Annotated in this window: 24 protein-coding genes; 13 read left to right on the forward strand and 11 right to left on the reverse strand. The window is 58.6% G+C overall.

The window, feature by feature from the left end:
- Positions 1-12 precede the first annotated feature (12 nt).
- Positions 13-624, forward strand: coding sequence for an FMN-dependent NADH-azoreductase (locus tag ACM6IN_RS28090; RefSeq protein WP_007914786.1), 612 nt, complete (start codon positions 13-15; stop codon positions 622-624).
- A gap of 235 nt (positions 625-859) precedes the next feature.
- Positions 860-1,897 carry an alpha/beta hydrolase family protein gene (locus tag ACM6IN_RS28095; RefSeq protein ID WP_095113262.1) on the forward strand — a complete coding sequence of 346 codons (1,038 nt, stop codon included), beginning with the start codon at positions 860-862 and terminating at the stop codon, positions 1,895-1,897.
- Positions 1,898-2,017: 120 nt separating this feature from the next.
- Here ACM6IN_RS28095 and ACM6IN_RS28100 read toward each other — a convergent pair whose 3' ends face one another.
- Entirely contained in the window at positions 2,018-3,205 is a 1,188-nt protein-coding gene (locus ACM6IN_RS28100) for an MFS transporter (RefSeq protein WP_414917088.1), read from the reverse strand.
- Positions 3,206-3,463: 258 nt separating this feature from the next.
- Positions 3,464-5,050 (reverse strand): ABC-F family ATPase, encoded by a 1,587-nt coding sequence (locus tag ACM6IN_RS28105; protein ID WP_007914779.1) that lies wholly within the window; start codon positions 5,048-5,050, stop codon positions 3,464-3,466.
- Between the two features lie 378 nt (positions 5,051-5,428).
- Here ACM6IN_RS28105 and lpxO point away from each other — a divergent pair, with 378 nt between their 5' ends.
- Complete coding sequence (gene lpxO, locus ACM6IN_RS28110) at positions 5,429-6,328, forward strand: lipid A hydroxylase LpxO (protein ID WP_007914777.1); 900 nt, start codon at positions 5,429-5,431, stop codon at positions 6,326-6,328.
- A 117-nt stretch (positions 6,329-6,445) separates the two neighbouring features.
- Here the strand turns inward: lpxO and ACM6IN_RS28115 are convergent, their stop codons facing one another.
- Complete coding sequence (locus ACM6IN_RS28115) at positions 6,446-7,312, reverse strand: Ku protein (RefSeq protein ID WP_007914774.1); 867 nt, start codon at positions 7,310-7,312, stop codon at positions 6,446-6,448.
- Between the two features lie 189 nt (positions 7,313-7,501).
- Between ACM6IN_RS28115 and ACM6IN_RS28120 the strand changes: the two genes are divergently transcribed.
- Entirely contained in the window at positions 7,502-7,822 is a 321-nt protein-coding gene (locus ACM6IN_RS28120; RefSeq protein ID WP_414917089.1) for a hypothetical protein, read from the forward strand.
- A gap of 52 nt (positions 7,823-7,874) precedes the next feature.
- Positions 7,875-9,029: a PQQ-dependent sugar dehydrogenase gene (locus tag ACM6IN_RS28125; RefSeq protein WP_414917090.1), complete on the forward strand. Its 1,155-nt coding sequence runs from the start codon at positions 7,875-7,877 to the stop codon at positions 9,027-9,029.
- Positions 9,030-9,143: 114 nt separating this feature from the next.
- On the opposite strand, the gene ACM6IN_RS28130 is transcribed toward ACM6IN_RS28125, so the two are convergent.
- Entirely contained in the window at positions 9,144-10,244 is a 1,101-nt protein-coding gene (locus tag ACM6IN_RS28130) for a peptidase C39 family protein (protein WP_095113258.1), read from the reverse strand.
- 92 nt (positions 10,245-10,336) lie between these two features.
- Between ACM6IN_RS28130 and ACM6IN_RS28135 the strand changes: the two genes are divergently transcribed.
- From ACM6IN_RS28135 to nudC, 4 genes are all read left to right on the forward strand, one after another.
- Positions 10,337-11,911: a RimK family protein gene (locus ACM6IN_RS28135; RefSeq protein WP_007914765.1), complete on the forward strand. Its 1,575-nt coding sequence runs from the start codon at positions 10,337-10,339 to the stop codon at positions 11,909-11,911.
- A gap of 7 nt (positions 11,912-11,918) precedes the next feature.
- Positions 11,919-12,842, forward strand: coding sequence for a magnesium transporter CorA family protein (locus ACM6IN_RS28140; RefSeq protein WP_007914763.1), 924 nt, complete (start codon positions 11,919-11,921; stop codon positions 12,840-12,842).
- Between the two features lie 172 nt (positions 12,843-13,014).
- A complete protein-coding gene (locus ACM6IN_RS28145; protein WP_414917091.1) occupies positions 13,015-13,827 on the forward strand; it encodes a crotonase/enoyl-CoA hydratase family protein in 813 nt (270 codons plus the stop codon).
- A gap of 6 nt (positions 13,828-13,833) precedes the next feature.
- Positions 13,834-14,664 (forward strand): NAD(+) diphosphatase, encoded by an 831-nt coding sequence (gene nudC, locus ACM6IN_RS28150; RefSeq protein WP_007914754.1) that lies wholly within the window; start codon positions 13,834-13,836, stop codon positions 14,662-14,664.
- On the opposite strand, the gene ACM6IN_RS28155 is transcribed toward nudC, so the two are convergent.
- Positions 14,632-15,411, reverse strand: a complete 780-nt coding sequence (locus ACM6IN_RS28155; protein WP_007914752.1) for a TSUP family transporter — start codon at positions 15,409-15,411, stop codon at positions 14,632-14,634. The genes nudC and ACM6IN_RS28155 overlap by 33 nt on opposite strands.
- A 358-nt stretch (positions 15,412-15,769) precedes the next feature.
- Between ACM6IN_RS28155 and sfnG the strand changes: the two genes are divergently transcribed.
- Both sfnG and ACM6IN_RS28165 read left to right on the forward strand, forming a co-directional pair.
- Positions 15,770-16,852, forward strand: coding sequence for a dimethylsulfone monooxygenase SfnG (gene sfnG, locus ACM6IN_RS28160; protein WP_007914750.1), 1,083 nt, complete (start codon positions 15,770-15,772; stop codon positions 16,850-16,852).
- A gap of 202 nt (positions 16,853-17,054) precedes the next feature.
- Complete coding sequence (locus ACM6IN_RS28165; protein WP_414917092.1) at positions 17,055-17,255, forward strand: hypothetical protein; 201 nt, start codon at positions 17,055-17,057, stop codon at positions 17,253-17,255.
- Positions 17,256-17,396: 141 nt separating this feature from the next.
- Here ACM6IN_RS28165 and ACM6IN_RS28170 read toward each other — a convergent pair whose 3' ends face one another.
- Complete coding sequence (locus ACM6IN_RS28170) at positions 17,397-17,876, reverse strand: DUF1348 family protein (protein WP_007914738.1); 480 nt, start codon at positions 17,874-17,876, stop codon at positions 17,397-17,399.
- Positions 17,877-17,931: 55 nt separating this feature from the next.
- Positions 17,932-18,495 (reverse strand): TetR/AcrR family transcriptional regulator, encoded by a 564-nt coding sequence (locus ACM6IN_RS28175; RefSeq protein WP_007914737.1) that lies wholly within the window; start codon positions 18,493-18,495, stop codon positions 17,932-17,934.
- 204 nt (positions 18,496-18,699) lie between these two features.
- On the opposite strand from ACM6IN_RS28175, the gene pssA reads away from it, so the two are divergent.
- Complete coding sequence (pssA, locus tag ACM6IN_RS28180) at positions 18,700-20,043, forward strand: CDP-diacylglycerol--serine O-phosphatidyltransferase (RefSeq protein WP_007949921.1); 1,344 nt, start codon at positions 18,700-18,702, stop codon at positions 20,041-20,043.
- Between the two features lie 132 nt (positions 20,044-20,175).
- Here pssA and efeO (ACM6IN_RS28185) read toward each other — a convergent pair whose 3' ends face one another.
- The 4 genes from efeO (ACM6IN_RS28185) to efeU are packed head-to-tail and all read right to left on the reverse strand — an operon-like array spanning position 20,176 to position 24,394.
- Positions 20,176-21,000 (reverse strand): iron uptake system protein EfeO, encoded by an 825-nt coding sequence (gene efeO, locus ACM6IN_RS28185; RefSeq protein ID WP_277757771.1) that lies wholly within the window; start codon positions 20,998-21,000, stop codon positions 20,176-20,178.
- Positions 21,001-21,029: 29 nt separating this feature from the next.
- On the reverse strand, positions 21,030-22,328 hold the full coding sequence (gene efeB / locus ACM6IN_RS28190; protein WP_007918848.1) for an iron uptake transporter deferrochelatase/peroxidase subunit: 1,299 nt from the start codon (positions 22,326-22,328) through the stop codon (positions 21,030-21,032).
- Positions 22,329-22,346: 18 nt separating this feature from the next.
- Positions 22,347-23,546, reverse strand: a complete 1,200-nt coding sequence (gene efeO / locus ACM6IN_RS28195) for an iron uptake system protein EfeO (RefSeq protein ID WP_414917093.1) — start codon at positions 23,544-23,546, stop codon at positions 22,347-22,349.
- An 8-nt stretch (positions 23,547-23,554) separates the two neighbouring features.
- Entirely contained in the window at positions 23,555-24,394 is an 840-nt protein-coding gene (gene efeU / locus ACM6IN_RS28200; protein ID WP_414917094.1) for an iron uptake transporter permease EfeU, read from the reverse strand.
- Positions 24,395-24,685: 291 nt separating this feature from the next.
- On the opposite strand from efeU, the gene ACM6IN_RS28205 reads away from it, so the two are divergent.
- Positions 24,686-25,702 (forward strand): AraC family transcriptional regulator, encoded by a 1,017-nt coding sequence (locus tag ACM6IN_RS28205; protein ID WP_414917095.1) that lies wholly within the window; start codon positions 24,686-24,688, stop codon positions 25,700-25,702.
- The last annotated feature ends 69 nt before the right edge of the window (positions 25,703-25,771 follow it).

Raw genomic sequence — 25,771 nt, forward strand, 5'->3', positions numbered from 1 at the left:
AGGAGATTCCACATGAAACTGCTGCATATCGATTCGAGCATTCTGGGCGACAACTCGGCTTCCCGTCAGTTGAGCAGCGAAGTCGTCAAAGCCTGGCAGGCCGCCGAGCCAAGCGCAGTCGTGACTTACCGCGATCTGGCCGCCGACGCTATCAGCCACTTCTCGTCGACCACCCTGGTCGCCGCTGGCACTACTGCTGAGCTGCGTAACGCCGCACAACAGCACGAAGCCGAACTGAGCGCTTCGACCCTGGCCGAGTTCATCGCCGCCGACGCCGTTGTTATCGCGGCTCCGATGTACAACTTCACCGTACCGACCCAACTCAAGGCGTGGATCGATCGCGTAGCAGTCGCCGGTCAGACCTTCCGTTACACCGAAGCCGGCCCTGAAGGCCTGTGCGGCGGCAAGAAAGTCGTGATCGTCTCCACTGCCGGCGGCATCCACGCCGGCCAAGCCAGCGGCATCGCTCACGAAGAATATCTGAAGCTGGTACTGGGCTTCCTTGGCATCACCGATATCGAAATCGTCCGTGCCGAAGGCCTGGCGTATGGCGAAGAAGTGCGCAACAACGCCATGACCGCTGCTCAGGCGAAGATCAGCGAGCAACTGTTCGCCGCCGCGTAAGGCTTGCGTAAAGAACAGCTGATGTTCAGGTAACCCCCAAAAAACTCTGTATTCTGGTTCCGCAAGGGGCGAATACGGAGTTTTTTGTTTCTGGCTGTTACATAATCTGGCCCGGGTTATGCAGTCACACAATCAGCGTCTGAGTGCATTGTCGTACCGGAACACCTAATCCCCGGAGTTTAGGCCCGCAACGCAACGGAACTTTAGATTGAGTAACAACAGGGTGGGGCATCCCATGATGCGTCTTTGTGCAGCGTTACTGATTTGCCTGCTCGGCGGCCTGAATTCAGTGCAGGCTGCGCCTGGGCGACACCCGGTGTGGAGCGTCGGCTACCACGAAATGACCTTTCTGGATCCGCTGGATCTGCAACCGATGCGCGCGATCGCCTTTTATCCTTCCAGCGACCGTGAACACATGAGCCTGCTCGAGGGTTATTCGGTCGAGGCTGGCGAAGACACCAAAGTCGCCATCGGCCGCTTCCCGATGCTGATGCTCTCCCATGGCAACACCGGCACGCCGCTGGCGCTGCATGACCTCGCGACCTCACTGGCACGCAAAGGCTTTGTCGTGGTCGCGGTGATTCACCCCGGCGACAACTCCAAAGACCACAGCCGATTGGGCACCCTGAGCAATCTCTATGGTCGGCCAATCCAGATTTCCGAAGCGATTACCGCCACGCTTGGCGACCGCATGCTCGCGCCGTACGTCAATGCCGATCAGGTCGGGGTGATTGGCTATTCGGCGGGCGGCGAAACGGCGTTGATCCTGTCGGGGGCGCAACCGGATCTTGATCGCCTGCGTCGTTATTGCCAGGAGCGTCCAGATGATCGTGATGCCTGCAACACGCAGGGTGAATTGATCGTTGATCGAGATGACCTGCAACCGGTCGCGGATCCGCGCGTTCATGCCTTGCTGCTGATGGCGCCGCTGAGCTTGAAGTTCGGCCGTCACACCTTGGCCGATGTGCATGTGCCGGTGCTGCTCTACAGCGGTGATGGCGACAAACTGGTGGCTTTCGACAAGAACGCGGCGGCGCTGGCGCGCAAACTGCCGACGGCGCCGGATTTCAAATTACTCGCCGGGGCAGGGCACTTCGTCTTTATGGCGCCGTGCAATGAAGAGCAGATTCGCGCGATGCCGGCGTTGTGTACCGATGCTGATGGCGTGGATCGCGAGGATATCCATCGCAACCTGATCTCCGAGGCTGGACGGTTCTTCTCGCACACGCTGGGCAGACCAACCCGGGCCGGCATGCAAACCGCAGATCAATAACCCCGCAAATCCCCTGTAGGAGTGAGCCTGTTCGCGATAGCGGTTCATCAGAAAAGATTATGTCGACTGACACACCGCTATCGCGAGCAGGCTCACTCCTACAGGGGGCTGCGTCGGACTTCAGGTCGTTGCCCGGCGCTGGAGCAGCAAAGTCAGCCCCAGCCCAATCACTGACAACAGCGCCGCACTGAAGAATATCCACGAATACCCCAGATTCAACGCCACCGCGCCCATCAACGGCCCGGCAATCGCCAGCGCCAGATCGAAGAACACCGCGTAAGCGCCCAGCCCGGAACCACGGCTGGAGCTGGGCACTTGCTTGATCGCCTCTACACCCAACGCCGGGTACACCAGCGACAAGCCAAGCCCGGCCAATCCCGCGCCGATCAAGGCAAAAGCGGTGGACGGTGCCAGCCACAACAGCACCAACCCGACGGTTTCTATAGTCATACAAGCAATGGCGGACCTGAACCCGCCGAAGCGACTGATCGCCGAGATAAACATCAGGCGCGACAGGATGAAGCACACGCCGAACACCGTCAGGCAGTACGCTGCGCCGGTCCAGCCACGGTTCAGGTAATACAAAGTGATGAAGGTGGTCAGCGTGCCGTAGCCGATCGAGGCCAGGGTCAGGCTGGCGCCATACGGGGCAATCCGTCCGAATACCGCCCAGAACGGCAGCCGTTCGCCGCGTATCACCGGCACCGAGGGTTTGTTGCGGATCAGTAGCAGCGCGCCTGCCGCCAGTACCGCCAGCGCGATGCCGAGGCTGGTAAAGCCGTAATCGGCGACCATCACCACACCCAGCGGCGCGCCAATGGCAATCGCGCCATAGGACGCGATACCGTTCCAGCCAATGGATTTAGCGGTGTGTTCGACACCCACCTGGCCCATGCACCAACTGATGGTGCCGACGCCGATCAAGCCCTGCGCGATACCGAGGAGCAAACGGCCGATGATCAGAATGATCAGGCTCGCTAGCGCAAAGTCCTGCAGCAGTGTGGAAAGCAACGTCAGCAAGCCGCTGAGGACAATCCCCCACAAGCCATAAATGATCGCCCGTTTGGTGCCGAGCGTATCCGACATGCGCCCGGCCATCGGCCGGCTGAGCAGGGTGGCCAGGTATTGCGAGCCAATCACTAGACCGGCAATCACCGCGCTGAAACCCAATTGTTCATGCACATAACCCGGCAACACCGCAATCGGCAGACCGATGCAGAGGAACGCAATAAAGGTATAGAAAACGATGGAGACGATCTGCAGGGTGATCGCCATGGAGCTTTGCGGTGGCAGTTGCTGCGCAGACATGAGGACTCGTTCGCGGGCGGCGGTGGGAGAGCTCGCATCATGGCTTGGGTGTCAGATAAAAGAAAGCAGGCTAACTATCTTTCCAGACTGATCGTTCCCACGCTCTGCGTGGTAACGCCGCCACGGACGCTCCGCGTCCCGCTCGTGTGACGCGGAGCGTCTCGAGATGCATTCCCACGCAGAGCGTGGGAACGATCAGCGCCCTGAATGCAAAAAGCCCTGTCACATGGACAGGGCTTTTTAGATTGCAGCAGCTGTTTAGAACACCACACCCTGACTACGCAGGTAGTCATCGTAGGTGCCGCTGAAGTCGGTTACGCCATCCGGGCTCAGCTCGATGATGCGCGTGGCCAGGGACGATACGAACTCACGGTCGTGGCTGACGAAGATCAGCGTGCCCGGATAGTTTTCCAGCGCCAGGTTCAGCGCCTCGATCGATTCCATGTCCAAGTGGTTGGTGGGTTCGTCCATGATCAGCACGTTCGGCTTTTGCAGAATCAGCTTGCCGAACAGCATGCGACCTTGCTCACCACCGGAAATCACTTTGACCGACTTGAGGATTTCGTCGTTGGAGAACAGCATGCGGCCCAAAGTACCGCGAATCATCTGCTCGCCCTGAGTCCACTGACCCATCCAGTCGAACAGGGTGACGTCGTCTTCGAAGTCGTGCGCGTGATCCTGGGCGTAGTAGCCCAGTTCGGCGGCGTCGGTCCACTTGATGCTGCCGGCGTCCGGGGTCAGTTCGTTGACCAGGGTGCGCAGCAGGGTGGTTTTGCCGATACCGTTCGGGCCGATGATCGCCACGCGCTCGCCGGCTTCAACCTGGAAGCTGAAGTCTTTAAACAGTGGTTTGCCGTCGAAGCCTTTGGCCATTTTTTCGACGATGACCGCCTGGCGGTGCAGCTTCTTGTTCTGATCGAAGCGGATGAACGGGCTCACGCGGCTCGAAGGCTTGACCTCGGCCAGTTGGATCTTGTCGATCGCCTTGGCGCGGGAAGTAGCCTGTTTGGCTTTCGAGGCGTTGGCCGAGAAGCGGCTGACGAACGATTGCAGCTCGGAAATCTGCGCTTTCTTCTTGGCGTTGTCCGACAGCAGTTGCTCGCGGGACTGGGTCGCCACGGTCATGTACTCGTCGTAGTTGCCCGGGAACAGGCGTAGCTCGCCGTAATCCAGGTCAGCCATGTGCGTGCACACGCTGTTCAGGAAGTGACGGTCGTGAGAGATGATGATCATCAGGCTGTTACGCTGGGTCAGAACGTTTTCCAGCCAGCGAATGGTGTTGATGTCCAGGTGGTTGGTCGGTTCGTCGAGCAACAGCACTTCCGGATCGGAAAACAGTGCCTGCGCCAGCAATACGCGCAGTTTCCAGCCTGGCGAGACTTCGCTCATCGGGCCGAAGTGCTGCTCGATGCCGATACCCAGGCCCAGCAACAGTTCACCGGCACGGGATTCGGCGGTGTAGCCGTCCATTTCGGCGAATTCGGTTTCCAGCTCGGCCACGGCCATGCCGTCTTCTTCGCTCATTTCCGGCAGCGAGTAGATACGATCGCGCTCGGCTTTGACCTTCCACAGCTCTTCGTGACCCATGATCACGGTGTCGATCACGGTGAATTCTTCGTAAGCGAACTGGTCCTGGCGCAATTTACCCAGACGCACGTTCGGCTCGAGCATGACCTGACCGCCGGACGGGTCGAGGTCGCCGCCGAGGATTTTCATGAAGGTCGACTTGCCGCAACCGTTGGCGCCGATCAGGCCATAGCGGTTGCCCGCGCCGAATTTGACCGAAACGTTTTCGAAGAGCGGCTTGGCGCCGAACTGCATCGTGATGTTAGCTGTAGAGATCAAGAGTTATTCCTGCGAAGCATTCTGAGTAGCGAGGGTGCGGCTGCAGCGCTTGGCCCGAGTCGAAGTGCGCTGAAGCGGGAGAGTCCCGTCATCAACCAAGGGGGGCGCGTAAAGTTTGGCGGCGATTGTACTGGTCTGGCTCTCTAAACGATAGGGCGATCACGCCACGATCGCCGATTGACGTCATCGCGGGACAGTTTTTCACAGTTGAAGATTCACTATCGGTTACAAACTGTGGCTAAAATGCCACCTTTCACCGAGCGTCCGGTAACGGCGCGGGCCAAGGACGTGCCATTTGTAATCAGACCACTGCATAAGACGCTGAGCCTCAGGCCGCCAGGCGCGCAGTTTGTTCACTTCTGACGTGTGACGATTTCCGTGAAACTCATCATTGCTGCTATTTATGTCATTTCCATTGCATACGTTCATTTGCGTGGGCGTGTGCGCCACAAGCTCGGTCGACAACTAAGCGACCACTCGACGTTTCTGGCGCCGATCAACTGCTTTCTTTATCTGTTTTCGAAGAAGCCGAACCAGCCGTACCTGGACCCGAGCGAGTTTCCTGACTTGAGCCCGTTGCAGGCACACTGGGAGGAAATCCGCGAAGAAGGGCAGAATTTGCTGCGTGCCGGCGAGATCAAGCGATCTAACCAGTACGACGATGTCGGGTTCAACTCGTTCTTCAAAAGCGGCTGGAAGCGTTTCTACCTGAAGTGGTACGGCGAAAGCCATCCGTCGGCGATGAAGCTGTGTCCGCGCACCACCGAACTGGTGCAAAGCATTGGTTCGATCAAAGCCGCGATGTTCGCCGAGCTGCCACCGGGCTCGAAACTGGTGCGTCACCGTGACCCGTATGCCGGCTCCTATCGTTATCACCTGGGCCTGGACACGCCGAACGACGCCGGTTGCTACATCAACGTCGACGGTGAGAGCTACCACTGGCGTGACGGCGAAGCGGTGATGTTCGACGAGACGTTTATTCATTACGCCGAAAACACCACCGACAAGAACCGCATCATCCTGTTCTGCGATATTGAGCGCCCGATGAAGTACCGCTGGGCCGCCGCGTTCAACGCTTGGTTCAGCCGTACGGTGATGTCGGCTGCCGGCGCGCCGAACGATGCAGGCGACCGCACCGGCGGGATCAACCGCTTGTTTACGCGGATCTACAAGATTCGTCTGCGTGGCAAAGAGCTGAAAAAGCGCAATCGCAAGCGTTACTACATGGAAAAGTGGGCGATCTTCGGTGGTTTGCTGGCGATCTTCATTCTGATCTGAGTTCCAGGCAGACGCTGCTGACGCCATCGCGAACAGGCTCACTCCTACATTTGAAATGCGTTCCCCTGTAGGAGTGAGCCTGCTATCGATGACGGTCTCAAGGGCAACCAATCACTATCAGGAAGCCTTCTTGGTCTTCTTCGCTGGCGCAGATTTCGCCGTTTTCTCTGCTTTCGCTTTTGGCTTCGCCACCGCTTTCCCACCCAGACTGCGTTTAAGCAGCTCGGTCAAATCGATAACATCAGCTGTCTTGCGCTCTTCCTCGCCGCCCACCGTTTCGACATCCTCGATCTTGCCTTCATGGGCCTTTTTCTCGACCAGAGCCATGATCTTGTCTTCGAACTCATCCTTGTAATCCTCGGGCTTCCAGTCCGCGCTCATGTCCTGCACCAACCGTTTGGCCATGTCCAGTTCACCCTTGGCCAGTTGCGGCTTGGTCACTTCGCTGCCCAGCTCCAGCTCATCGAGGCTGCGCACCTCTTGCGGCCAGCGTAACTTCACCAGCACCAAGGCAGAATCCAGCGGCATCAACGCCGCGAGGTACTGGCGCGTATGCAGCACCACGCGGGCGAGGGCGACCTTGTTGGTTTTGCTCAGGGTTTCACGCAGCAATGCGTAAACCTTGCCGCCGCGTTTGTCGGGTGCCAGGTAGTAGGGCGTGTCGATGTTCTGCAGCGGAATCTGTTCGGCATCGACAAAGGAAAAGATGTCGATGGTCTGCGTCGATACGGGATGCGCCGAGCGAATCTCTTCCTCGCTCAGCACCACATACCGGCCCTTTTCATAGGCCACACCTTTGACGATGTGCTCCTTGGTGACTTCCTTGCCGGTGACCTTGTTGACCCGTTTATAACCGACAGGATCCATGCTGCGGCTGTCGAGCCAATCGAAATCGACGCCCTGCGACGAGGTCGCCGAGACCAATGCGACAGGGATGTGCACCAGTCCGAAACTGATTGCGCCTTTCCAGATTGCCCGAGCCATGGTGAGTTCTCCGAGTGATGATCGGATGACCTGCGGCTGTGACTGAAAGTTTCCCCGAAATGCGCGGGTTTACAGGGACTCGGTCAAGCCGTGTTACATGTTGTTTAAGGCTTGCGGGTTAACAAATCCGAACCCTGAGCGTAGCGTGGACTCGAAGGCTCTATCCCCGGCCCATCGAGAGGCAGCGTCATGAACCGAATTCTGCTTGGCATCGTCGTCCTGACCCTCAGTGGTGGTCTGGTTCATGCCGACGTCCTGTTGGCGCAAAGCCCCACCGGCAATAGCAATAACCCCTACAACAGTCCGATCCGCCGGGCCAATCCGAACAGCATGCAGGGCACTCAGCCCAGCGCTCCACCCATTCGGGGACCGAACACTGTACCGACGCCGCGCCAGCCTACGGTCGAGAACCGAGGCATTGGTAATGGCCAGCCGATCCGCTCGGTGCCGAGCACGCCGCCCACGTTCATTCCCAACCCACCTTCGCGCAGCGGAGAAAGCAACCGTTGAGCGGCAGGACTGAGGTTCTGCCGGCCCTGCAAACGAACAAAAGGAATCGTGCATGTTGCGTAAAACCGTTCTAGCCACACTGTGTGCCGGCGCGCTGATCAGCGCGGCGGCCTTTGCCGCCGCCCCCAAAGAGCTGCAAAGCGAGCAGGGCACCCTCGAAGTCACGACCATCACCGCAGGCCTTGAGCATCCTTGGGCACTGGCGTTTTTACCGGATCGCCAAGGCATGCTGGTCACCGAACGTCCGGGTAATCTGCGCGTGGTGGCCGCCGACGGCAAAATGTCGGCGCCGATCTCCGGTGTGCCGCAGGTCTGGGCCAAGGGGCAGGGCGGGTTACTCGATGTCGCGCTGTCACCGGACTTCAAACAGGATCGTCTGGTCTATCTGTCCTATGCCGAAGGTGGCGGTGCCGGCGACAAGGCCGGCACCGCTGTGGGGCGAGGACGGCTCTCGGATGACTTGAAGACGCTGAAGGATTTCAAAGTGATCTTCCGCCAGGAACCGAAGCTTTCGGTCGGCAATCACTTCGGCTCACGGCTGGTGTTTGATCGCGACGGTTATTTGTTCATTACCTTGGGTGAGAACAACGACCGGCCGACCGCGCAGGATCTCGACAAGCTGCAAGGCAAGGTCGTGCGCATCTACCCGGACGGCAAGGTGCCGGATGACAACCCGTTTGTTGGTCAGTCCGGCGTACGCCCCGAGATCTGGGCCTACGGCGTACGCAATCCGCAGGGGGCGGCGCTCAATCCCTGGACCGGCACGGTGTGGGAGAACGAGCACGGCCCGCGCGGTGGCGATGAGGTGAACATCATCGAGCGCGGCAAGAACTACGGCTGGCCGCTGGCGACCCACGGCATCAATTACTCGATGCAGCCGATCCCGGAAGCTCAGGGCAAAACGGCCGAAGGCACTGTCGCACCGCACCACGTGTGGGAGAAGTCGCCGGGCGTTACCGGTATGGCGTTTTACGATGCCGATCGTTTCAAGCCGTGGCAACACAATGCGTTTATCGGCGCGCTGGTGACTCAGGAGCTGATCCGCTTGCAGTTCGATGGCGACAAGGTTGTGCACGAGGAGCGTTTGCTAGGTGAACTGAATCAGCGGATTCGTGATGTGCGGCAAGGGCCGGATGGTTACTTGTACGTGCTGACGGATGAAGAGAAGGGCTCTTTGTACAAAATCGGCCTGAAGCCCGAACTTTAAAGAAGATTCCCCCTGTAGGAGCTGTCGAGTGCAACGAGGCTGCGATCTTTTGATCTTGTTTTCAAGATCAAGATCAAAAGATCGCAGCCTGCGGCAGCTCCTGCATGTGGAGTTTTACGTTTCGCGGGAATACAGCACTACTGCAGCGCGCAATTTACCCCGGCCAAACCGGCACATTTTCTCGAACTCCCCATGACTCACCGGCACATGCTGGCAATCCATGGGCTGTCGATGCTGGCTGTGGTCAACATCCGGGTCATGCAGGTAAACGAAGTCTTCGTCGCAATCGGTCACGATCACCCAGTGCGGCGATTTGGAGCGGGTCAGTCGATAGCTGCTGATCAACACCAACGGCTGTCCACCGGCATCCAGCAGTCGCGGCAGATCCAGCAATGCACCGATCACGCACTCGACATCGGTCTCTTGCAATTGCGCCGTAAACTCTTCGTGGACCAGGCGCATGACGTCTTTTTTATGCGCGTCACGCACACCGTCGAGGAACAGCGGCCCACTCATGCTCAGCGCCATACGCACGCGAAATCCCCGACGCCACGCCGCCAGTGCCAATCCCTGCGGGCTGCAACCGCCATGGCCGGAGGTCATGAACACCGTCGTTGCTTCCCGCCAGACCTGCAACTCTTCCCGACGCTCCAGCAAACGCTCCGATTGCAATGCGCCCATGGCCATCAACAGACACGCCGGGCCACAGGTGAAATCGGTGGTTTGCGGGTAGTAAGGCACCTTGATGCTGCGCGAATCACGGTGCTGGAGAATGCGTTTCTCCAGACGCAGCGCATCGGCGTGGTCTTCGTAGTAATCGTGAATCAGGGCAAAACGCCGGTAGCCATTGCGCTCGTACAGCGCGATGGCCGCAGGGTTGTCGAGGCGCACTTCCAGGCGCAGGTACGCGCAGTCATGTTCCAGGGCCATCGCTTCAATGCGCTGCAGCAATGCCTTGCCCAGGCCCGTGCCGCGCGCCTCGACGGCGATGGCGATGGAATACAGCCGCGCGAGCGAAGTGCCGCGATGAAACAACACCAACGCATAACCCAACAATTGACCGTCGTACTCCGCCACCAGCAACTGCCCGTGAGCACGGGTGATCATCCACTGAAAGCTGCGACTGGTGAGCCGGTCCGTGGTGAAACATTGCATTTCCAGTGCCAGCAACGCCGGCAAGTCTTCAACTACCGCCAAACGAAAAACAGCCTTCATATGACCACCGTAAAAGTTGCGTAACGAAACGAGACTTTCAAAAAACTTCGTGCTTAATAGAAAAGGTCTTGTTCTCCAACGGATCAATCTCTATGTCAGCGGTACAGGGTCATTGGCGCGAAGTATCCGAGCAAAGTTTGCCGGCGGCAACTTATTTAAAATCAGCGATTAAAACATCCAGTCAGGTTTTGATTATTGTCGAGCGCAAGGAAGACTGGGCCTCATATTTCCCCAGCGAAGACATCCTGACGGCGCAGGAATACCTCGAGCACAGCTGTGACAGCGAGCCGGGCAAGCGCGTGCAGGTGATCAATCTGTGCCGCAGCTACAAATACCTGGGCCACGGTTACTACTGCTCGTTGCTCGCCGAGGCGCGGGGGCACAAGGTGATTCCGTCGGTGCGAACCATCAGCGAACTGACAAAAAAATCACTGTACGGTCTGGCATTGGACGATCTCGATAAAACCCTTGAGAAAGCCCTCAGTCATCATCTCTACAGTGATACCGAAGGCTTTACTCTGACCCTGTATTTTGGCCGGACCCATATCGAGCCATTACAGGATCTGGCCCGGCAGTTGTTTGAAGTGTTTCCCTGTCCGATTCTGTTAGTTGAGTTTCGCCGAACTAACGGTTGGCACATTGAAGGCATCAAGTCCGGTGCCTTGCACAAGTTGCGCGACGATCAGGAAGATCAGTTTGCCAATGCGCTGGACGGTTTCAGTCGTAAAGTCTGGCGTGTGCCGCGCTCGCCGCAAGTAGCGCGCTACGACCTGGCGATTCTGCATGATCCGCAGGAGGCGTTGCCGCCGTCCAACGCCAAGGCACTGGCGAACTTCGTCCGGGTCGGCAAAACCATGGGCATCGACGTCGAACTGATTGAACGCAAGGATTACGCACGTCTCGCCGAGTACGACGGTTTGCTGATCCGTGAAACCACCAGCGTCGACAACCACACTTATCGCTTCGCCAAGAAGGCCGAAAGTGAAGGGCTGGTGGTCATGGATGACCCAACGTCGATATTGCGCTGCACTAACAAGGTTTACCTGACCGATCTGCTCAACAGCCATCAACTGGGCATGCCCGCCACCGAAATCCTCTACAAGGAGCGACCCGAAGACTTCGAGCGAGTGGGTGAGCGCCTTGGTTTTCCGCTGGTGCTGAAGATTCCCGACGGCTGTTTTTCCCGCGGTGTGATCAAGGTCGAAAGTCAGCAAGCGCTGCTTGAGGCGACCGCCGAATTGTTTGAGCACTCGGTGTTGCTGCTGGCTCAGGAGTTTTTCTACACCGAGTACGACTGGCGCATCGGCGTGCTCAATCGCAAACCGATCTTCGCCTGCCAATACTTCATGTCCAAGGGCCACTGGCAAATCTACAACCACAAGGCCAAAGGTCAGGACGTCAACGGCGAATGCCGCACGATGGCGATCCACGAGGCGCCGCGTGCGGTGGTGGAGCTGGCAGTGAAGACCGCCAATCTGATTGGCGACGGCCTCTACGGTGTCGATCTGAAGCAGGCCGGCGACAAAGTGGTGGTGATCGAAGTCAACGACAACCCCAACCTCGACGCCGGCATCGAAGACGCCTATTTGCACGACGATCTGTACTCACTGGTGCTGGAAGAGTTCGTGCGCCGCCTGGAACTCAAGCGTCGCGGCCAGGCCTGGTGAGGCGCCGATGATCAACAGCTTCGCACTGAGCCACGGCGCCCTGCAGCGGGTCGAGCGACTGGACGCCGAGGTGATGCTGTTCAGCAACCCCGATGCCGCCGAGCGCGACTTGCTGCACAGTCATTTCAAGGTCGATGAACACGCATTGGCGTCAGCGCTGGACCCGGATGAGGTGTCGCGCATCGAGTTTCATCCCGACCATTTGTTTCTGATCTGGAAACGCCCGGAAAACTACTCCGGTGGCGGCAGTCTGGCATTTGAAGTGTCGTCCTGCGGATTGCTGTTTGCCCCCGGACAACTGCTGGTGATCGCCACCGACGACACGCCGCTGCACGGCCTCGGCACTCGCCAGCCGTTGAACACGCCGCTGGATGTGTTGCTTGATTTGCTGTTCAGCAATATCCATCACTACCTCGGGCACCTGAAGGTGATCAAACTGGTCGCCCGCGAACTGCAGCAGAAATTCAACCACTCGATGCAGAACCAGCATCTGGTGCAGATGTTCAATCTCAGCGAAAGCCTGATCTATTACATCAACGCGCTGCACAGCAACGGCGCGGTCCTCACGCGCCTGCGCAATCATGCCGAGAAACAGCATTTCGGCAGTGAAGCGCTCGGCCTGATTGACGATCTGATCATTGAGAACAACCAGTGCTACAAGCAGGCGGAAATCTACTCGACGGTGTTTTCCGGTTTGATCGATGCGCGCGGCAATCTGATGAACAACAGCATGAACAACCTGCTGCGCAAGCTGACGTTGATCAACGTGGTGTTTCTGCCGTTGAACCTGATTGCGAGCATTGGTGGCATGTCGGAGTTCAGCATGATGACGGCGGGGACGCCGTGGTGGATTTCTTATCCGCTGTTTCTGGCGGTGATGTTGTTGGGGGCGGGGGGGATGATGTTTGGGTTGCGGCGTTTGGCTCGATGAGTGGGGTTGTGCAATAACCCGGGTAGGAGCTGCCGAAGGTCCGATCGCGGCCCGAACCTTCGGCAGCTCCTACAGGGGAGTAAGCACTGCAGTCCCGCATTTGGCCGAACCGCCGCCGTGATGCCTTGTTATAGTTCGGGCCTCATTTTCTGCCCGGTAAAGGATCACTGCCATGACTCAATACTCCGCCTTCAACGTCGAACTGGCCGACAACATCGCCCATGTGCAGATCAATCGCCCGGAAAAGATCAATTCGATGAACGCGGCGTTCTGGAGCGAGATCGTTGAGATCTTCCAGTGGGTCGACGACGCCGACGAAGTGCGCGTGGTGGTGCTTAGCGGCAACGGTAAACATTTCTCCTCCGGCATCGACCTGATGATGCTCGCCGGCGTCGCCAATGAACTGGGCAAGGACGTCGGCCGCAACGCGCGCCTGCTGCGTAAAAAAATTCTGACCCTGCAAGCCTCGTTCAACGCCGTCGACAACTGCCGTAAACCGGTGCTTGCGGCCATTCAAGGTTATTGCCTGGGCGGCGCCATCGATCTGATCGCCGCGTGCGACATGCGCTTTGCCGCCGAAGACGCACAATTCTCGATCAAAGAAATCGATATCGGCATGGCCGCCGATGTTGGCACTTTGCAACGGTTGCCACGGATCATCGGTGACGGCATGCTGCGTGAACTGGCTTACACCGGTCGCACTTTTGGCGCCGAAGAGGCGCGCAGCATCGGTCTGGTCAATCGCGTCTACAGCGACAAGGACGCGCTGCTCGAAGGTGTGCTGGACATCGCCCGCGAGATCGCTTCGAAATCGCCGATCGCGGTCACCGGCACCAAGGAAATGATCAGCTACATGCGCGACCATCGCATCGACGACGGCCTCGAATACGTTGCCACCTGGAATGCCGCCATGCTGCAATCCACCGACTTGCGCGTGGCCATGGCTGCCCATATGAGCAAACAGAAACCCGAATTCCTGGACTGAGAAACCATGACATCTCGCTGGACCACTGCAGTACTGGACACCGATCAACCGGGCGGCTGGGCCGTGGCGCGCAGCCCGGAAGGCTTTTTGTTCGACGACAACGGCGCGTTGTTCCCTCGGGAATGGCTCAAGCGTCAGGACTTGTCAGTTCTCACCGAGCATGGCATTGGCCATCTCGATGGCGAGCCGGTGTATTTGCTGGAACTGCGCAGTGCCAGCGAAGTGTCGGGTTGCAACTGGAAAGGCCTGCGGGCGTTCATGCTCGACGGCGATCACACCATCTACAAGGTGCTTGGGTATGCCGCGCAGATCGGCACCTGGGCCCGTGAGCACCGTTTCTGCGGCAACTGCGGGCAGGCCATGACGCAGGTGCCGCGCGAGCGGGCGATGTATTGCCAGCCGTGCGACCTGCGCAGTTATCCGCGGATTTCGCCGAGCATGATCGTGCTGATCACCCGTGGCGACGAAATCCTGTTGGCGCGCTCACCGCGTTTCGTCACCGGGGTTTACAGCACGCTGGCCGGGTTCGCCGAGCCGGGCGAGTCCGCCGAGGATTGCCTGATTCGGGAAGTGCGCGAAGAAGTGCAGATCGAGGTGAAGAACATTCAGTACATGGGCAGTCAGTGCTGGCCGTTCCCGCATTCGATGATGCTCGGCTTCCATGCCGAATACGCCGGTGGCGAAATTGTCTGTCAGGAAGACGAGATCGAAGACGCCCAGTGGTTCAACGTGCACGACTTGCCGCCGTTGCCAGCGTCCAAGTCGATTGCCCGTTACCTGATCGACGTCTACGTGGCGCGGCGTTTAGGCCACGCTGAACCAGTGCTGCCAGGCTAGGCGTACGGTCAAACCCAGCACCACGGTGATGAACACCGGACGAATGAATTTAGCGCCGCCGCTTATCGCGGTGCGCGCGCCAAAGAACGCGCCGACCATCACCGACAGGCCCATGCTCAGGCCGATGATCCAGTCCACCTGCCCGGAAAACACGAACACCGACAGCGCCGCAATGTTGCTGACGAAGTTCATGCTGCGCGCCACGCCGCTGGCCTTGACCAGATCGATTGGGTAGAGCAGCAGGCTGCTTACTGTCCAGAATGCGCCAGTACCGGGGCCGGCCACACCGTCGTAGAAACCGAGGCTGAAGCCTTGGGTCGACTGCCATTTCTTTTTGATCGGGGCGTCGCTGTCCAGTGGCGCTTTTGGCGTGCCGCCGAACAACAGATACAGGCCGCAAGCGAAGACGATTACCGGAAGCATCTTGTTCAGCCATTCGGCCGGAAGGTAATGGGCGACGACGGCTCCGGTCAATGCGCCAACCAGTGTGCCGACAATGGCGTGGGTCCACTGTCGCGGGTGGAACAATTTGCGTTTGTAGAAGGTGAAACTGGCGGTGGCCGAGCCGAAGGTCGAACTCAACTTGTTGGTGCCCAGCACCAGGTGCGGCGGCAGGCCGGCGGTCAACAGCGCAGGCGTGGTCAGCAGACCGCCACCGCCGGCGATGGCGTCGATGAAACCGGCAATGAAAGCGACAAGGGCCAGAATGGCGAGGGTGGTGAGGTCAACGCTGAGTTCGAAAGGCATGGAATCGGCTTATTCGGCAGGGCGCAGATTGGGCTGCGGGGAGGGCGGTCATGTTACCTGTATCCACCTTTTGCGGCGACCCATCTGACGCCATCGCTGGCAAGCCAGCTCCCACAGGTTTTTGCGTTGCACTGAAGATCATTGTTCACCCCGATCCTTGTGGGAGCTGGCTTGCCAGCGATGAGGACAGTCGAGCCAACAAATAAACCAACTGTTGCCCACACAACAACCTGCCAACAAATCCCCCTTCCACAAAACATCAACTCCATCCGGAAACCCAACAAAACCGGACATTCCAAGGCTGGCACGCTTGCTGCTCTATGACTCCCATCTCCGCAAATGTCCCGAGGACACGCCGATGAGTCAGCAAGCCGTAAAATTTGCCTACTGGGTGCCGAACGTCAGCGGTGGGCTGGTGGTCAGCAAGATCGAACAGCGCACCGATTGGGGCATCGACTACAACCGCAAACTGGCGCAGCTCGCCGAGACGGCCGGGTTCGAATATGCGCTGACGCAGATCCGTTTCACCGCCGGGTATGGTGCGGAGTTCCAGCATGAATCCGTGGCGTTCAGCCACGCGTTACTCGCTGCCACCAGCAAACTCAAGGTGATCGCCGCGATTCTGCCCGGCCCATGGCAACCCGCGTTGGCGGCCAAGCAACTGGCAACCATCGACCAACTCACCAATGGCCGTATCGCGGTGAATATCGTCAGTGGCTGGTTCAAAGGCGAGTTCCAGGCCATCGGCGAGCATTGGCTGGAGCATGACGAGCGTTATCGCCGTTCCGAGGAGTTCATTCGCTCATTGCGCGGCGTGTGGAGTCAGGACAACTTCAGCTTTCGCGGCGACTTCTACCGCTTCGACAATTACAGCCTGAAGCCGAAACCGCTGGGCCGTCCGGAGATCTTCCAGGGCGGCAGTTCCCGTGCCGCGCGCGACATGGCCGCACGGGTTTCGGACTGGTATTTCACCAACGGCAACAGCGTTGAGGGGATCAAGGCGCAGGTTGACGATATTCGTGCCAAAGCAGCGGCGAACAATCATTCGGTGAAGGTTGGTGTGAATGCCTTTGTCATCGCCCGTGACACCGAAGAAGAGGCCAGAGCCGTACTGGCGCAGATCATCGATCAGGCCGATCCAGAGGCAGTGAATGCTTTTGGCGACGCGGCGAAGCAGGCGGGCAGGGCGTCGCCGGAAGGTGAGGGCAACTGGGCGAAATCGACGTTTGAGGATCTGGTGCAGTACAACGATGGCTTCAAAACCAATCTGATTGGTACGCCGCTGCAGATTGCCGAGCGGATTGTCGCGTTGAAAGCGGTGGGTGTGGATCTGGTGCTGGCGGGGTTTCTGCACTTTCAGGAAGAAGTCGAATATTTCGGCCGGCGGGTGTTGCCGCTGGTACGTGAACTGGAGGCAGAAAAGACTGCCGCTGTTGCCTGAACCCTATGCGAACCTGTGGGAACCAGCCTACCGGCAAAGCCGACTGAGCATTCAACACATTTGGATATCAAACTGCTGAAAGCTATTCCAAATCAAGCTCGATACCTGTCAAGTTTGACAGGTTTTCCATTTTGAATCCGATGGCAGACTTCACTACGCCCGGTTATTCCGACTTGGTGGAGGTCACGCAGGAGCATAAGCAATGGAATTCATCGTTGATTTGCACGGAACTTCTGAAACCAAAGAAGACGCTAAAGCAAAGGCTGTGAAGTTGCTAAAAAAACCGGGGTCGTTAGTGAAGATTTCAGACGTGGTGCTAAACCCGTCCAAGCATTCCGCAACTGTTACATACGAACTCGAGCCGGACCCTGATTATGTTCCGCCAAAGAGGGGAATGTTTTGATTCTATCCTCTGGCGTGGCCGCTCAAGTGGCCGGACGGTTTTCGTGTTTAAGATGGTGAGGCAACAACTGTAGGGGCAGTGAAGGCTGCTCCTACAGTTGTCCTGCGGTCGGCAGATTCAACAGACTCACAGGTCCCGGATTTACAGGTCGAGGTCGGACAGGCCTGGGTGATCATCCGGGCGCCGGCCCAGTGGCCAGTGGAACTTGCGTTCGCTCTCCTTGATCGGCATGTCGTTGATGCACGCGTAGCGCTGGAACATCAGGCCTTGCTCGTCGAATTCCCAGTTTTCATTGCCGTAAGAGCGGAACCAGTTACCCGAATCGTCGTGCCATTCGTAGGCATAACGCACGGCGATGCGAGTATCCGAGTAAGCCCAGAGTTCCTTGATCAAACGGTAATCCAGCTCTTTCGCCCATTTACGGGTGAGGAAGGCCTTGGCTTCTTCGCGGTTGTTGGCGAACTCGGCGCGGTTACGCCACTTGGTGTCGAGGGTATAGGCCAGCGATACCCGTTCCGGGTCGCGGGAGTTCCAGCCATCCTCGGCCAGACGAACTTTCTCGATCGCCGATTCACGGTTGAAGGGCGGCAATGGCGGACGTACCTGGGCTGCAGTAGACATGTTCAGTCTCCCAATCTAATTAATAATTGAACAACAAGTCCGGCTTATTAAGGCGTTACAGGTCCAATAACTTTCGCGCCATGCATTGCGCATTATCGGCGGCACTGTGATCACCCATCACAAGCGCTACGGTAATGGCACCGTCAATCAGGATCAGCAACTGTTTGGCCAGCAGTTGCGGGTCCTCGGCGCCATGTTCGGTACACAGCTCGCACACGTAGTCGAGCAGCTTCTGTTTGTGTTCTTTGGCGACCAGGCGCACCGGGTCCTGTGGATCGCCGGTCTCGCCGCTGGTGTTGATGAAGGCGCAGCCACGGAAACCTTCCGAGGCGAACCAGCTCTTGAGCACCGTGAACAGGTTAAGCAGGCGATCGGCCGGGGTTTCGGCCTGATCGACAGCGCTGCGGTACCAGTGCATCCAGCGCACATCACGGCGTTGCAGAGCGGCGACGGTCAGCGCGTCTTTGTCGGCAAAGTAGCGGTAGATGCTTTTTCTGGAGACGCCGGCGGTTTTCACCAGAAGGTCCATGCTGGTGGCAGCGATGCCACTTTTATAGATCAACTTTTCGGTGACATCCAGGATGATGTCGCGTGTGTCGTTGCTAGTGATTTCGTTCATGTTGCGAACAGTAGAACGATTGTTCTCCTTTGGCAATGGTTTTTTAAAATCAAAAGATCGCAGCCTTCGGCAGCTCCTACATTGGCCCGTGTAGGAGCTGCCGAAGGCTGCGATCTTTTGATCTCATTACGGGCACTAACAAGACCCGAAGGATGCGATGGTGTAAGCTCTCGGGTTCTTCGGATTCGACCCATTGCGAGCCCTATGCCGTTGCTTTTCAAACGCTCCTTGCTGCCCAAATTGCGCAGCTTCCCGCTGACCGCCGAGGCCGTGACCATTCTGTCCGGCGCCGCTGAATTTCGTCGTTGCCTGCTCGAGAAAATCGCTGCAGCGACCCAGCGCATCTACATCGTTGCGCTGTATCTGCAGCAAGACGAAGCCGGTCAGGAAATTCTCGATGCACTCCACGCCGCCAAGCTCAAGCGTCCCGAGCTGGAAATCGCCGTGGTGGTCGACTGGTTGCGCGCTCAGCGCGGGCTGATCGGCGCCGGCAAGCAGCCGGGCAACTCGGCGTGGTATCAGGAAATGACCCGCACGCACCAGAGCGAAGTGCCGGTGTACGGTGTTCCGGTGCAGACCCGCGAGTTGTTTGGTGTGCTGCATTTGAAAGGCTTCGTGATCGACGACTGCGTGGTCTACAGCGGCGCGAGCCTGAACAACGTTTACCTGCACAAGTTCGACAAATACCGTTTCGACCGCTACCACGTACTGCAAAGCCACGAGCTGGCGGACTCGATGCATCACTTGGTCAAGCACGGCCTGATCGAATCGAAAGCGGTGCATCGCCTCGATCTGCCGAACCTGCCGACCACGCGTAGCTTGCGCAATGACATCGGTGATCTGCGTAGCCGCCTCAAATATGCAACGTACGACACGGCCACCGGCAGCACCGCCAGAGACAGTCTGTCCGTTACCCCGTTGCTCGGCGTCGGCAAGAACAACCCGCTGAACCGGGCGATTCTCGAACTGATCGCCAGCGCGCAAAAACAGCTGACCATCTGCACGCCATACTTCAATCTGCCGCTGGGGGTGATTCGCGAGATCAACCGCGCATTGGCCCGTGGCGTGAAAATCGACATCGTCGTCGGCGACAAAACCGCCAACGACTTCTACATCCCGCCGAGCGAGCCGTTCAAGGTGATCGCAGCGTTGCCGTATCTGTACGAGATCAGCCTGCGGCGCTTTGCCAAGCGCCATCAGCGCAACATCGACAGCGGTCAGTTGAACCTGCACCTGTGGCGCGACGGCGATAACACCTATCACCTCAAGGGCATGTGGATCGATCAGCGTTACACGCTGCTCACCGGTAACAACCTGAATCCACGGGCGTTCCGCCTGGACCTGGAAAATGCGTTGTTGATTGATGACCCGAAGGGCGAGTGGCTGGAGCCGCGGGCGAAGGAGCTGGAAGAGATTTTCCGCCATACCACGCGGATCGACAGCTTTCAGAGTCTGGAGACGCTGCCGGAATACCCGGCCGGGGTGGCCAAGTTTCTCAAGCGCGTGAGTCGGGTGCGGATTGAGCGGTTGCTCTACCGGATTTTGTAAGGCTGCTGAAAATGCCATCGCTGTCAAGCCAGCTCCCACAGGTTCTATGGTGTACACAATATTTGTGAATGACCGAGAACACTGTGGGAGTTGGCTTGCCAGCGATGGGGCCCGCTTAGACGCTACAAAAAATCAATTCAGACCCAACTTGCCACGCAACGTGGACAGGTCTTCCGCCAGTGTATTCACCGGCCCGACCAGCGCCTTACGGTCGTTATCCTTCACCTTGTCATAAGTCTCGAAACCACCGTCCTTGGTCTTGTACTTGGCCAGAATCTTGTCGACCGTGGCAAAGTTCTTGTCGACCTTCGCTACGAAAGCCTTGTCCTGCTTTTCGATCTGCGGACGGAACAGATCAACGATTTTCTTCGCGCCGTCGATGTTGCCCTGGAAGTCGTATAGGTCCGTGTGGCTGTAGCGGTCTTCTTCACCGGAGATCTTGGTCGCGGCCACTTCCTCCAGCAACGCAGCAGCACCACCGACGACTTTCTCAGGCGGGAAGGTCAGGCCGGCGACGCGGGTTTGCAGGTCTTTGACGTCGCTGTTGAGCTTGTCCGCCAGCTCGTTCAGGCCCTGAGTGCTTTTCTCCGAGAACAGCGTGTATTCGATGCGGTGAAAACCGGTGAAATCATCGGCTTTCACGCCTTTCTCGTGGTCGTCGACGCGGGAGTCGATGGACGCATCGAGGTCACTGAACAGTTCGGCAATCGGCTCGATCGACTCGTAGTAAACGCGGGTCGGTGCGTAGAGCTTTTGCGCGGTGGCCAGGTCACCTTTCTTCACGGCGTCGGTGAATTGTTGGGTGTGGCTACCCAGTTCATCCAATTGCTCGGTGACGTAAATCTTGTAGTCCGAAACCGGCCCGACCAGATCCAGCGGTGCCGTGGCGGCGAACGCCGACAGCGGGGTGTTGAGCAAACCTAGGGTCAGCAATAACGCGAGTGGCGTCTTTTTCATGGGGGCGGCTCCAGTGTTGAGATGTTGTTTCAGGCAGCGGTTTTCGGTTGTGTGGCGTTGAGCAGCGAGCGGCCGATGAAGTCCTTGTCGCCCGTGACACCCGGCAGGGTGAAAAAGTACCCGCCGCCGACCGGTTTGAGGTATTCCTCCAGCGGCTCGCCGTTGAGGCGGGTCTGCACGGTGATGAAGCCTTTTTCCAGGTCGGCCTGGTAACAGATGAACAGCAGGCCCATGTCGAGCTGGCCGTTCTTGTTCACGCCATTCGAATAGTTGAACGGCCGGCGCAGGATCAGGTTGGCCTGGGTTTCAGCCGTACGCGGATTAGCCAGGCGAATGTGCGCGTCGAGCTTGGTCAGCTTGCCGGCCGGGTCTTTGCTGTAATCCGGGACTTCGGTCTCATGCTGCGCACCCATCGGCGCGCCGGTGGTCTTGACCCGGCCGATGATGCTTTCCTGTTCCTGCAACGGCGTACGGTCCCAGCGCTCGACAAAGTTGCGGATGATCCGCACCGCTTGGTAACTGCCATGGGCAGCCCAGGCCGGTTCATCGCTGCCCGGTTGCACCCAGACCAGACGATCCATGGCTTTGCTGTCGTTGGAGTCGGGGTTGGCCGAGCCATCACGGAAACCGAGGAAATTGCGCGCCGATTGCGCTGGCAACCCCGGTTTCGCCGGGGCTTGCGGCGGCACGCTGCCTTCCTGTTTCCAGCGCACCAGCAGCAGGTCGGGGAGGTTTTTGACGATGTCGCGCAGGGCGTGAATGTTGGTGTCGGCGGTGTTCGAGCAGAACTGCAAACTCAGATCGCCATGGCAGCAATCGGCGTCCAGCGCATCGTTGGGAAACCCGACCATGCGCATCAGGCGTTTGGGTTTGGCGTCGGCCAGACCGAAGCGCTCGTCGAACAGCGATTCACCGACGGACACGGTGATGGTCAGGTTGTCCGGCGTGACGTTCGGGCCGAGGATGCCAGAATCCGGCGGCGGCAGTTTCGGGTCGATTTGTGCGACCGGGCCGCCCTTCATCAGAAAGGCAATGCGCTCGTTGAGCGTGCGGAACAGCCGCTCCAGATCTTCGCGATCACTGGCCAACACATCGAATGACACCAGCATGCCCGACGCCGGACGCGGAGTGACGATGCCGGTCTGGTGCACGCCGTGGAAATCGTGGCGGTCTTCGGTCTTGTCGCTGCTCGGTGCTTCGGTGACCTGCGCCGGCGCGGCGGCCATGGCCGGGCAGCTCAGGGCGGACCCGGCGAGGGCGACACCGGCGGCGCCCATGCCCATCAAGACACGGCGGCGTTGCAGGTTGAGCGTTTCTAAATCTTTCATCGGGAATTCTTCTTCTGCTTACAGGCCGGAGAGGCCGAGGGCGGGATCGATGCCATCCAGTGCGTCGGCCAGAGCCTGGGCCTTGTCGGCGATCTGCTTGCGTTGTGCGCCGCTGACGGAGTCGTAGCTGGCGTAGCCGTCCTTGATCTTGTAGCTGTTGAGTTCGCTGTCGAAGTCCGCCAGTGCCTTGTCGATTTTCGGCAGCAGGTCGGCGGCAGACTTGGTCAGCATCGGCCGCAGCAGATCGACGACTTTGCGCGCGGTCTGTGCGTTGGCGGCGAAACCGTTGAGGTCGCTGTGGCTGTAGCGTTCTTCTTCGCCACTGGCGGCGCGTACGTCGGCCAAGGTGTTGAGGTTGCGCACGATGATGTTGACCAGTTGCTCCGGTGGCAGCGACTGCGCGAGCAATTGCTGTTTGAGCGCGGTGACGTCGCTGAGCAGGCGCTGGGCCACGGGTGTCAGCTCGTCGAGTTTGCGTTGCTGGAACAGCGCGTATTCGAGGCGGTGGAAACCAACGAAGGCCGGATCCTGCTCGCGTTTCTCGAAGTAATCGGCGCGGGCGTTGATGCTGTTGTCCAGTTCGGCCAGACGTTGCGCGGCCGGGGCCAGACGTTGATAAGCCGCACGCGCGGGCAGGTACAGCGCCTGGGCCTGGCTGAGATCACCGCTTTCAATCGCTTGATTGAGCGCCGTGACGGCTTTGATCAGCGCGCTGCTCTGGCTGGCCAGGTACACGCGAAATTCCGACAGCGGCCCGACGAAGGCGACCATCGACGGTTTGGCTTTGGCCGCAGCATCGGAGGCAGCCGTCGGCGTCACATGCAGTGTGCCGCGAGGATTACTCAGCAACCCGCAGGTGATTGCGTAATCGCCCGGTTGCAGATTGGCGTTGATCACCTGGCTCAGGCCCGGCGCGATGTTTTCGCGTTCTTCAACGACGAGTACGCCGTCAAGGATTTCCCATTCCACCGCCCGGTCGGAGCGGTTGACGATGCGGAAACTGGCGCGGCCAGCCGGCACCGTCAGCGCATTCGGCTCGCAACTGCCCGGATGAATGTTCACCACCACTTCATCGTGGTTGTGCTGACGCTTGGCCGCAGCCATTTTCGAGGCGTAATAAAACAGACCACCGGCGGCGAACATCACCACCACTGAACCGGCCACCGCCCAACGCAAGGCGCGAGGAGGGGAGGCCTGAGGAGTATTAGGCTTTGACATGGATGCCCTTATTGGCTGGAAACGGAAGACGATTGCGTGGAGGGCTTGGGCGCGGGAAGGAAGAACATCACCAGCGCCACCAGCAGATAAAGCAGATAGGCACCGAGGGTGCTGACGGTTGGCGCATCCTGATAACCGAACATGCCGGCCAGCACCGAGCCCAACGGGCCATCCATCGGCAGCGTCGCGCTGAAGTCGAAGAGCACGGTCTGCAGGTGATTCCACAGCCCGGCTTCATGCAGGGCCTGCACCGAGTTGGCGAGAATCCCGGCAGCGACCACCAGAATAAACAGGCCGGTCCACTTGAAGAACGCCGAAAGATTGAGGCGCATGCTGCCGCTGTAGATCAGGAACCCGACGATGATCGCCAGAATCAGCCCGAGCAGGGCACCGATCGGCGCGCTCGGGCCTTCGCTCTGCTGGAAAACCGCGAGCAGGAAGAACACCGTTTCCAGACCTTCACGGGCGACCGCGAAAAACACCATGGCGATCAGCGCGATCACTTGATGTCTGGAAGATGTCAGCGCGTGATCGAGCGAGGCTTGCAGCGAATGTTTGATTGAACGCGCGACCTTGCGCATCCAGAACACCATGGAACTGAGAATGCCCACGGCCACCAGCCCGACGATGCCTTCGAACAGTTCCTGCTGTTTTTGCGGGAATTCAGCGCTGACCAGTTCCAGGCCACCACCGACCAGCAGGGCGAGGGCGGCAGCGAGAAACACGCCGATCCACACGGCAGGCATCCATTGACCACGGCCAGTCTGTTGCAGGTAGCTGGCGATAATGCCAACGATCAGCGCAGCTTCAATGCCTTCGCGCAGCATGATCAGAAAGGGAACGAGCATTCGGCATCCAAAAGGTCATTTCTAGAGGTTACAAGTTGTAACATAATGAAAGTCATTCTCACATGACATTGATTGACATAAACCTGAACAGTTGCTGAACGACCTCAATTTTTGCCTCGCATTGATCCCTGTAGGAGTGAGCCTGCTCGCGATAGCGGTGTGTCAGAACATTCAGCGCTAAATGACACGACGCCATCGCGAGCAGGCTCACTCCTACAGGGGATTCGTGTTGAATTCGTGTCCTGCGGTAATATGCCTGCCATTCAAAAACAACAAGGTTCAGCGCGCTCCATGTCGGAAAAAGACACCATCGCCGTTCAACTGGTGCGTGAAGCGCTGCTGCAAAGTTGTGCCCCGGGCGTGGCCATGGAAGAAGTCTTGAACAAGGTCGGGATTGATCCGGCGTTGCTGCAAACCGAACACGGCCGGGTGCCGGCCTCGCAGTACGCGAAACTCTGGCGGTTATTGGCGCGCCGTGGCGATGACGAGTTTTTCGGTATGGACCCGCGCAAGCTCAAATCCGGCAGTCTTGAGTTCCTGTGCCGCAGCGCCATGGCGCAACCGACGCTGGCGGCGGGTTTGAGTACGGGGTTGAGCTTTCTCTCACTGATGCTCGAATGCCTGCCGGCGCAACTGGTGCACCAGCAAAGTCTGGCGGAAATCGTTCTGCTGGAGGATGAGCCCGAACCGCGCCGCGCCTTCACCTATTTCACTTATTGGATGATCGTCCACGGTGTGGCCTGCTGGCTGGCCGGGCGGCGGATTCCGATTCTGGCGATTGAACTGCGCTGCCCCGAACCGAATTTCACCGATGACTATCGGGTGATGTTCTCGGAAAACCTGCGTTTTGATCGGCCGCGAACCCGGATGATTTTCTCTGCCGATTGCCTCGACCTGCCGATCAAACGCACGGCCGAGGAGTTGAAGCGTTTTCTCGCCCACGCTCCGGCCAATATTCTGGTGAAGTACCGCGACCCGGAAAGCCTTGCCAGTAGGATCAAGCAGGATTTGCGGCAACTGCCGGCTGAACAATGGCCGGAAACCGAGGCGCTGGCGCAACAATTGTGCATGTCAGCCTCGACGTTGCGCCGGCGACTGGCTGAAGAAGGGCAGACCTATCAGGGCCTCAAGGACAGTGTGCGCAAAGAGTTGGCGATCATTTGGCTGGCGGAGCCTTCGATCAGTTTTGTCGAGATTGCCAGCCGCTTGGGCTTTGCTGATGCGAGTTCGTTTTACAAGGCGTTTCGCAAGTGGTCGGGTTCGAATCCGGGCCATTACCGCACGTTGATCCTGAACGAGGTTGTCTGATCCAACACATCCCGCCGCTTGATCGTCCCCACGCTCTGCGTGGGAATGCCTCAAGGGACGCTCCGCGTT

It is taken from the genome of Pseudomonas sp. IT-P395 (assembly GCF_949767675.1).
Lineage (GTDB): Bacteria > Pseudomonadota > Gammaproteobacteria > Pseudomonadales > Pseudomonadaceae > Aquipseudomonas.

What these genes read in the sequence shown, in the direction of transcription:
- ACM6IN_RS28170 (WP_007914738.1), bottom strand. Translation starts at nt 17,876, where the DNA reads ATGTCTACTGCAGCCCAGGTACGTCCGCCATTGCCGCCCTTCAACCGT.
- ACM6IN_RS28090 (WP_007914786.1), top strand. Translation starts at nt 13, where the DNA reads ATGAAACTGCTGCATATCGATTCGAGCATTCTGGGCGACAACTCGGCT.
- ACM6IN_RS28175 (WP_007914737.1), bottom strand. Translation starts at nt 18,495, where the DNA reads ATGAACGAAATCACTAGCAACGACACACGCGACATCATCCTGGATGTC.
- pssA (WP_007949921.1), top strand. Translation starts at nt 18,700, where the DNA reads ATGCCGTTGCTTTTCAAACGCTCCTTGCTGCCCAAATTGCGCAGCTTC.
- ACM6IN_RS28120 (WP_414917089.1), top strand. Translation starts at nt 7,502, where the DNA reads ATGAACCGAATTCTGCTTGGCATCGTCGTCCTGACCCTCAGTGGTGGT.
- ACM6IN_RS28155 (WP_007914752.1), bottom strand. Translation starts at nt 15,411, where the DNA reads ATGCCTTTCGAACTCAGCGTTGACCTCACCACCCTCGCCATTCTGGCC.
- ACM6IN_RS28125 (WP_414917090.1), top strand. Translation starts at nt 7,875, where the DNA reads ATGTTGCGTAAAACCGTTCTAGCCACACTGTGTGCCGGCGCGCTGATC.
- nudC (WP_007914754.1), top strand. Translation starts at nt 13,834, where the DNA reads ATGACATCTCGCTGGACCACTGCAGTACTGGACACCGATCAACCGGGC.
- ACM6IN_RS28100 (WP_414917088.1), bottom strand. Translation starts at nt 3,205, where the DNA reads ATGTCTGCGCAGCAACTGCCACCGCAAAGCTCCATGGCGATCACCCTG.
- efeO (WP_277757771.1), bottom strand. Translation starts at nt 21,000, where the DNA reads ATGAAAAAGACGCCACTCGCGTTATTGCTGACCCTAGGTTTGCTCAAC.
- ACM6IN_RS28165 (WP_414917092.1), top strand. Translation starts at nt 17,055, where the DNA reads ATGGAATTCATCGTTGATTTGCACGGAACTTCTGAAACCAAAGAAGAC.
- ACM6IN_RS28130 (WP_095113258.1), bottom strand. Translation starts at nt 10,244, where the DNA reads ATGAAGGCTGTTTTTCGTTTGGCGGTAGTTGAAGACTTGCCGGCGTTG.
- ACM6IN_RS28145 (WP_414917091.1), top strand. Translation starts at nt 13,015, where the DNA reads ATGACTCAATACTCCGCCTTCAACGTCGAACTGGCCGACAACATCGCC.
- ACM6IN_RS28140 (WP_007914763.1), top strand. Translation starts at nt 11,919, where the DNA reads ATGATCAACAGCTTCGCACTGAGCCACGGCGCCCTGCAGCGGGTCGAG.
- ACM6IN_RS28115 (WP_007914774.1), bottom strand. Translation starts at nt 7,312, where the DNA reads ATGGCTCGGGCAATCTGGAAAGGCGCAATCAGTTTCGGACTGGTGCAC.
- efeO (WP_414917093.1), bottom strand. Translation starts at nt 23,546, where the DNA reads ATGTCAAAGCCTAATACTCCTCAGGCCTCCCCTCCTCGCGCCTTGCGT.
- ACM6IN_RS28095 (WP_095113262.1), top strand. Translation starts at nt 860, where the DNA reads ATGATGCGTCTTTGTGCAGCGTTACTGATTTGCCTGCTCGGCGGCCTG.
- efeB (WP_007918848.1), bottom strand. Translation starts at nt 22,328, where the DNA reads ATGAAAGATTTAGAAACGCTCAACCTGCAACGCCGCCGTGTCTTGATG.
- ACM6IN_RS28205 (WP_414917095.1), top strand. Translation starts at nt 24,686, where the DNA reads ATGTCGGAAAAAGACACCATCGCCGTTCAACTGGTGCGTGAAGCGCTG.
- ACM6IN_RS28135 (WP_007914765.1), top strand. Translation starts at nt 10,337, where the DNA reads ATGTCAGCGGTACAGGGTCATTGGCGCGAAGTATCCGAGCAAAGTTTG.
- sfnG (WP_007914750.1), top strand. Translation starts at nt 15,770, where the DNA reads ATGAGTCAGCAAGCCGTAAAATTTGCCTACTGGGTGCCGAACGTCAGC.
- efeU (WP_414917094.1), bottom strand. Translation starts at nt 24,394, where the DNA reads ATGCTCGTTCCCTTTCTGATCATGCTGCGCGAAGGCATTGAAGCTGCG.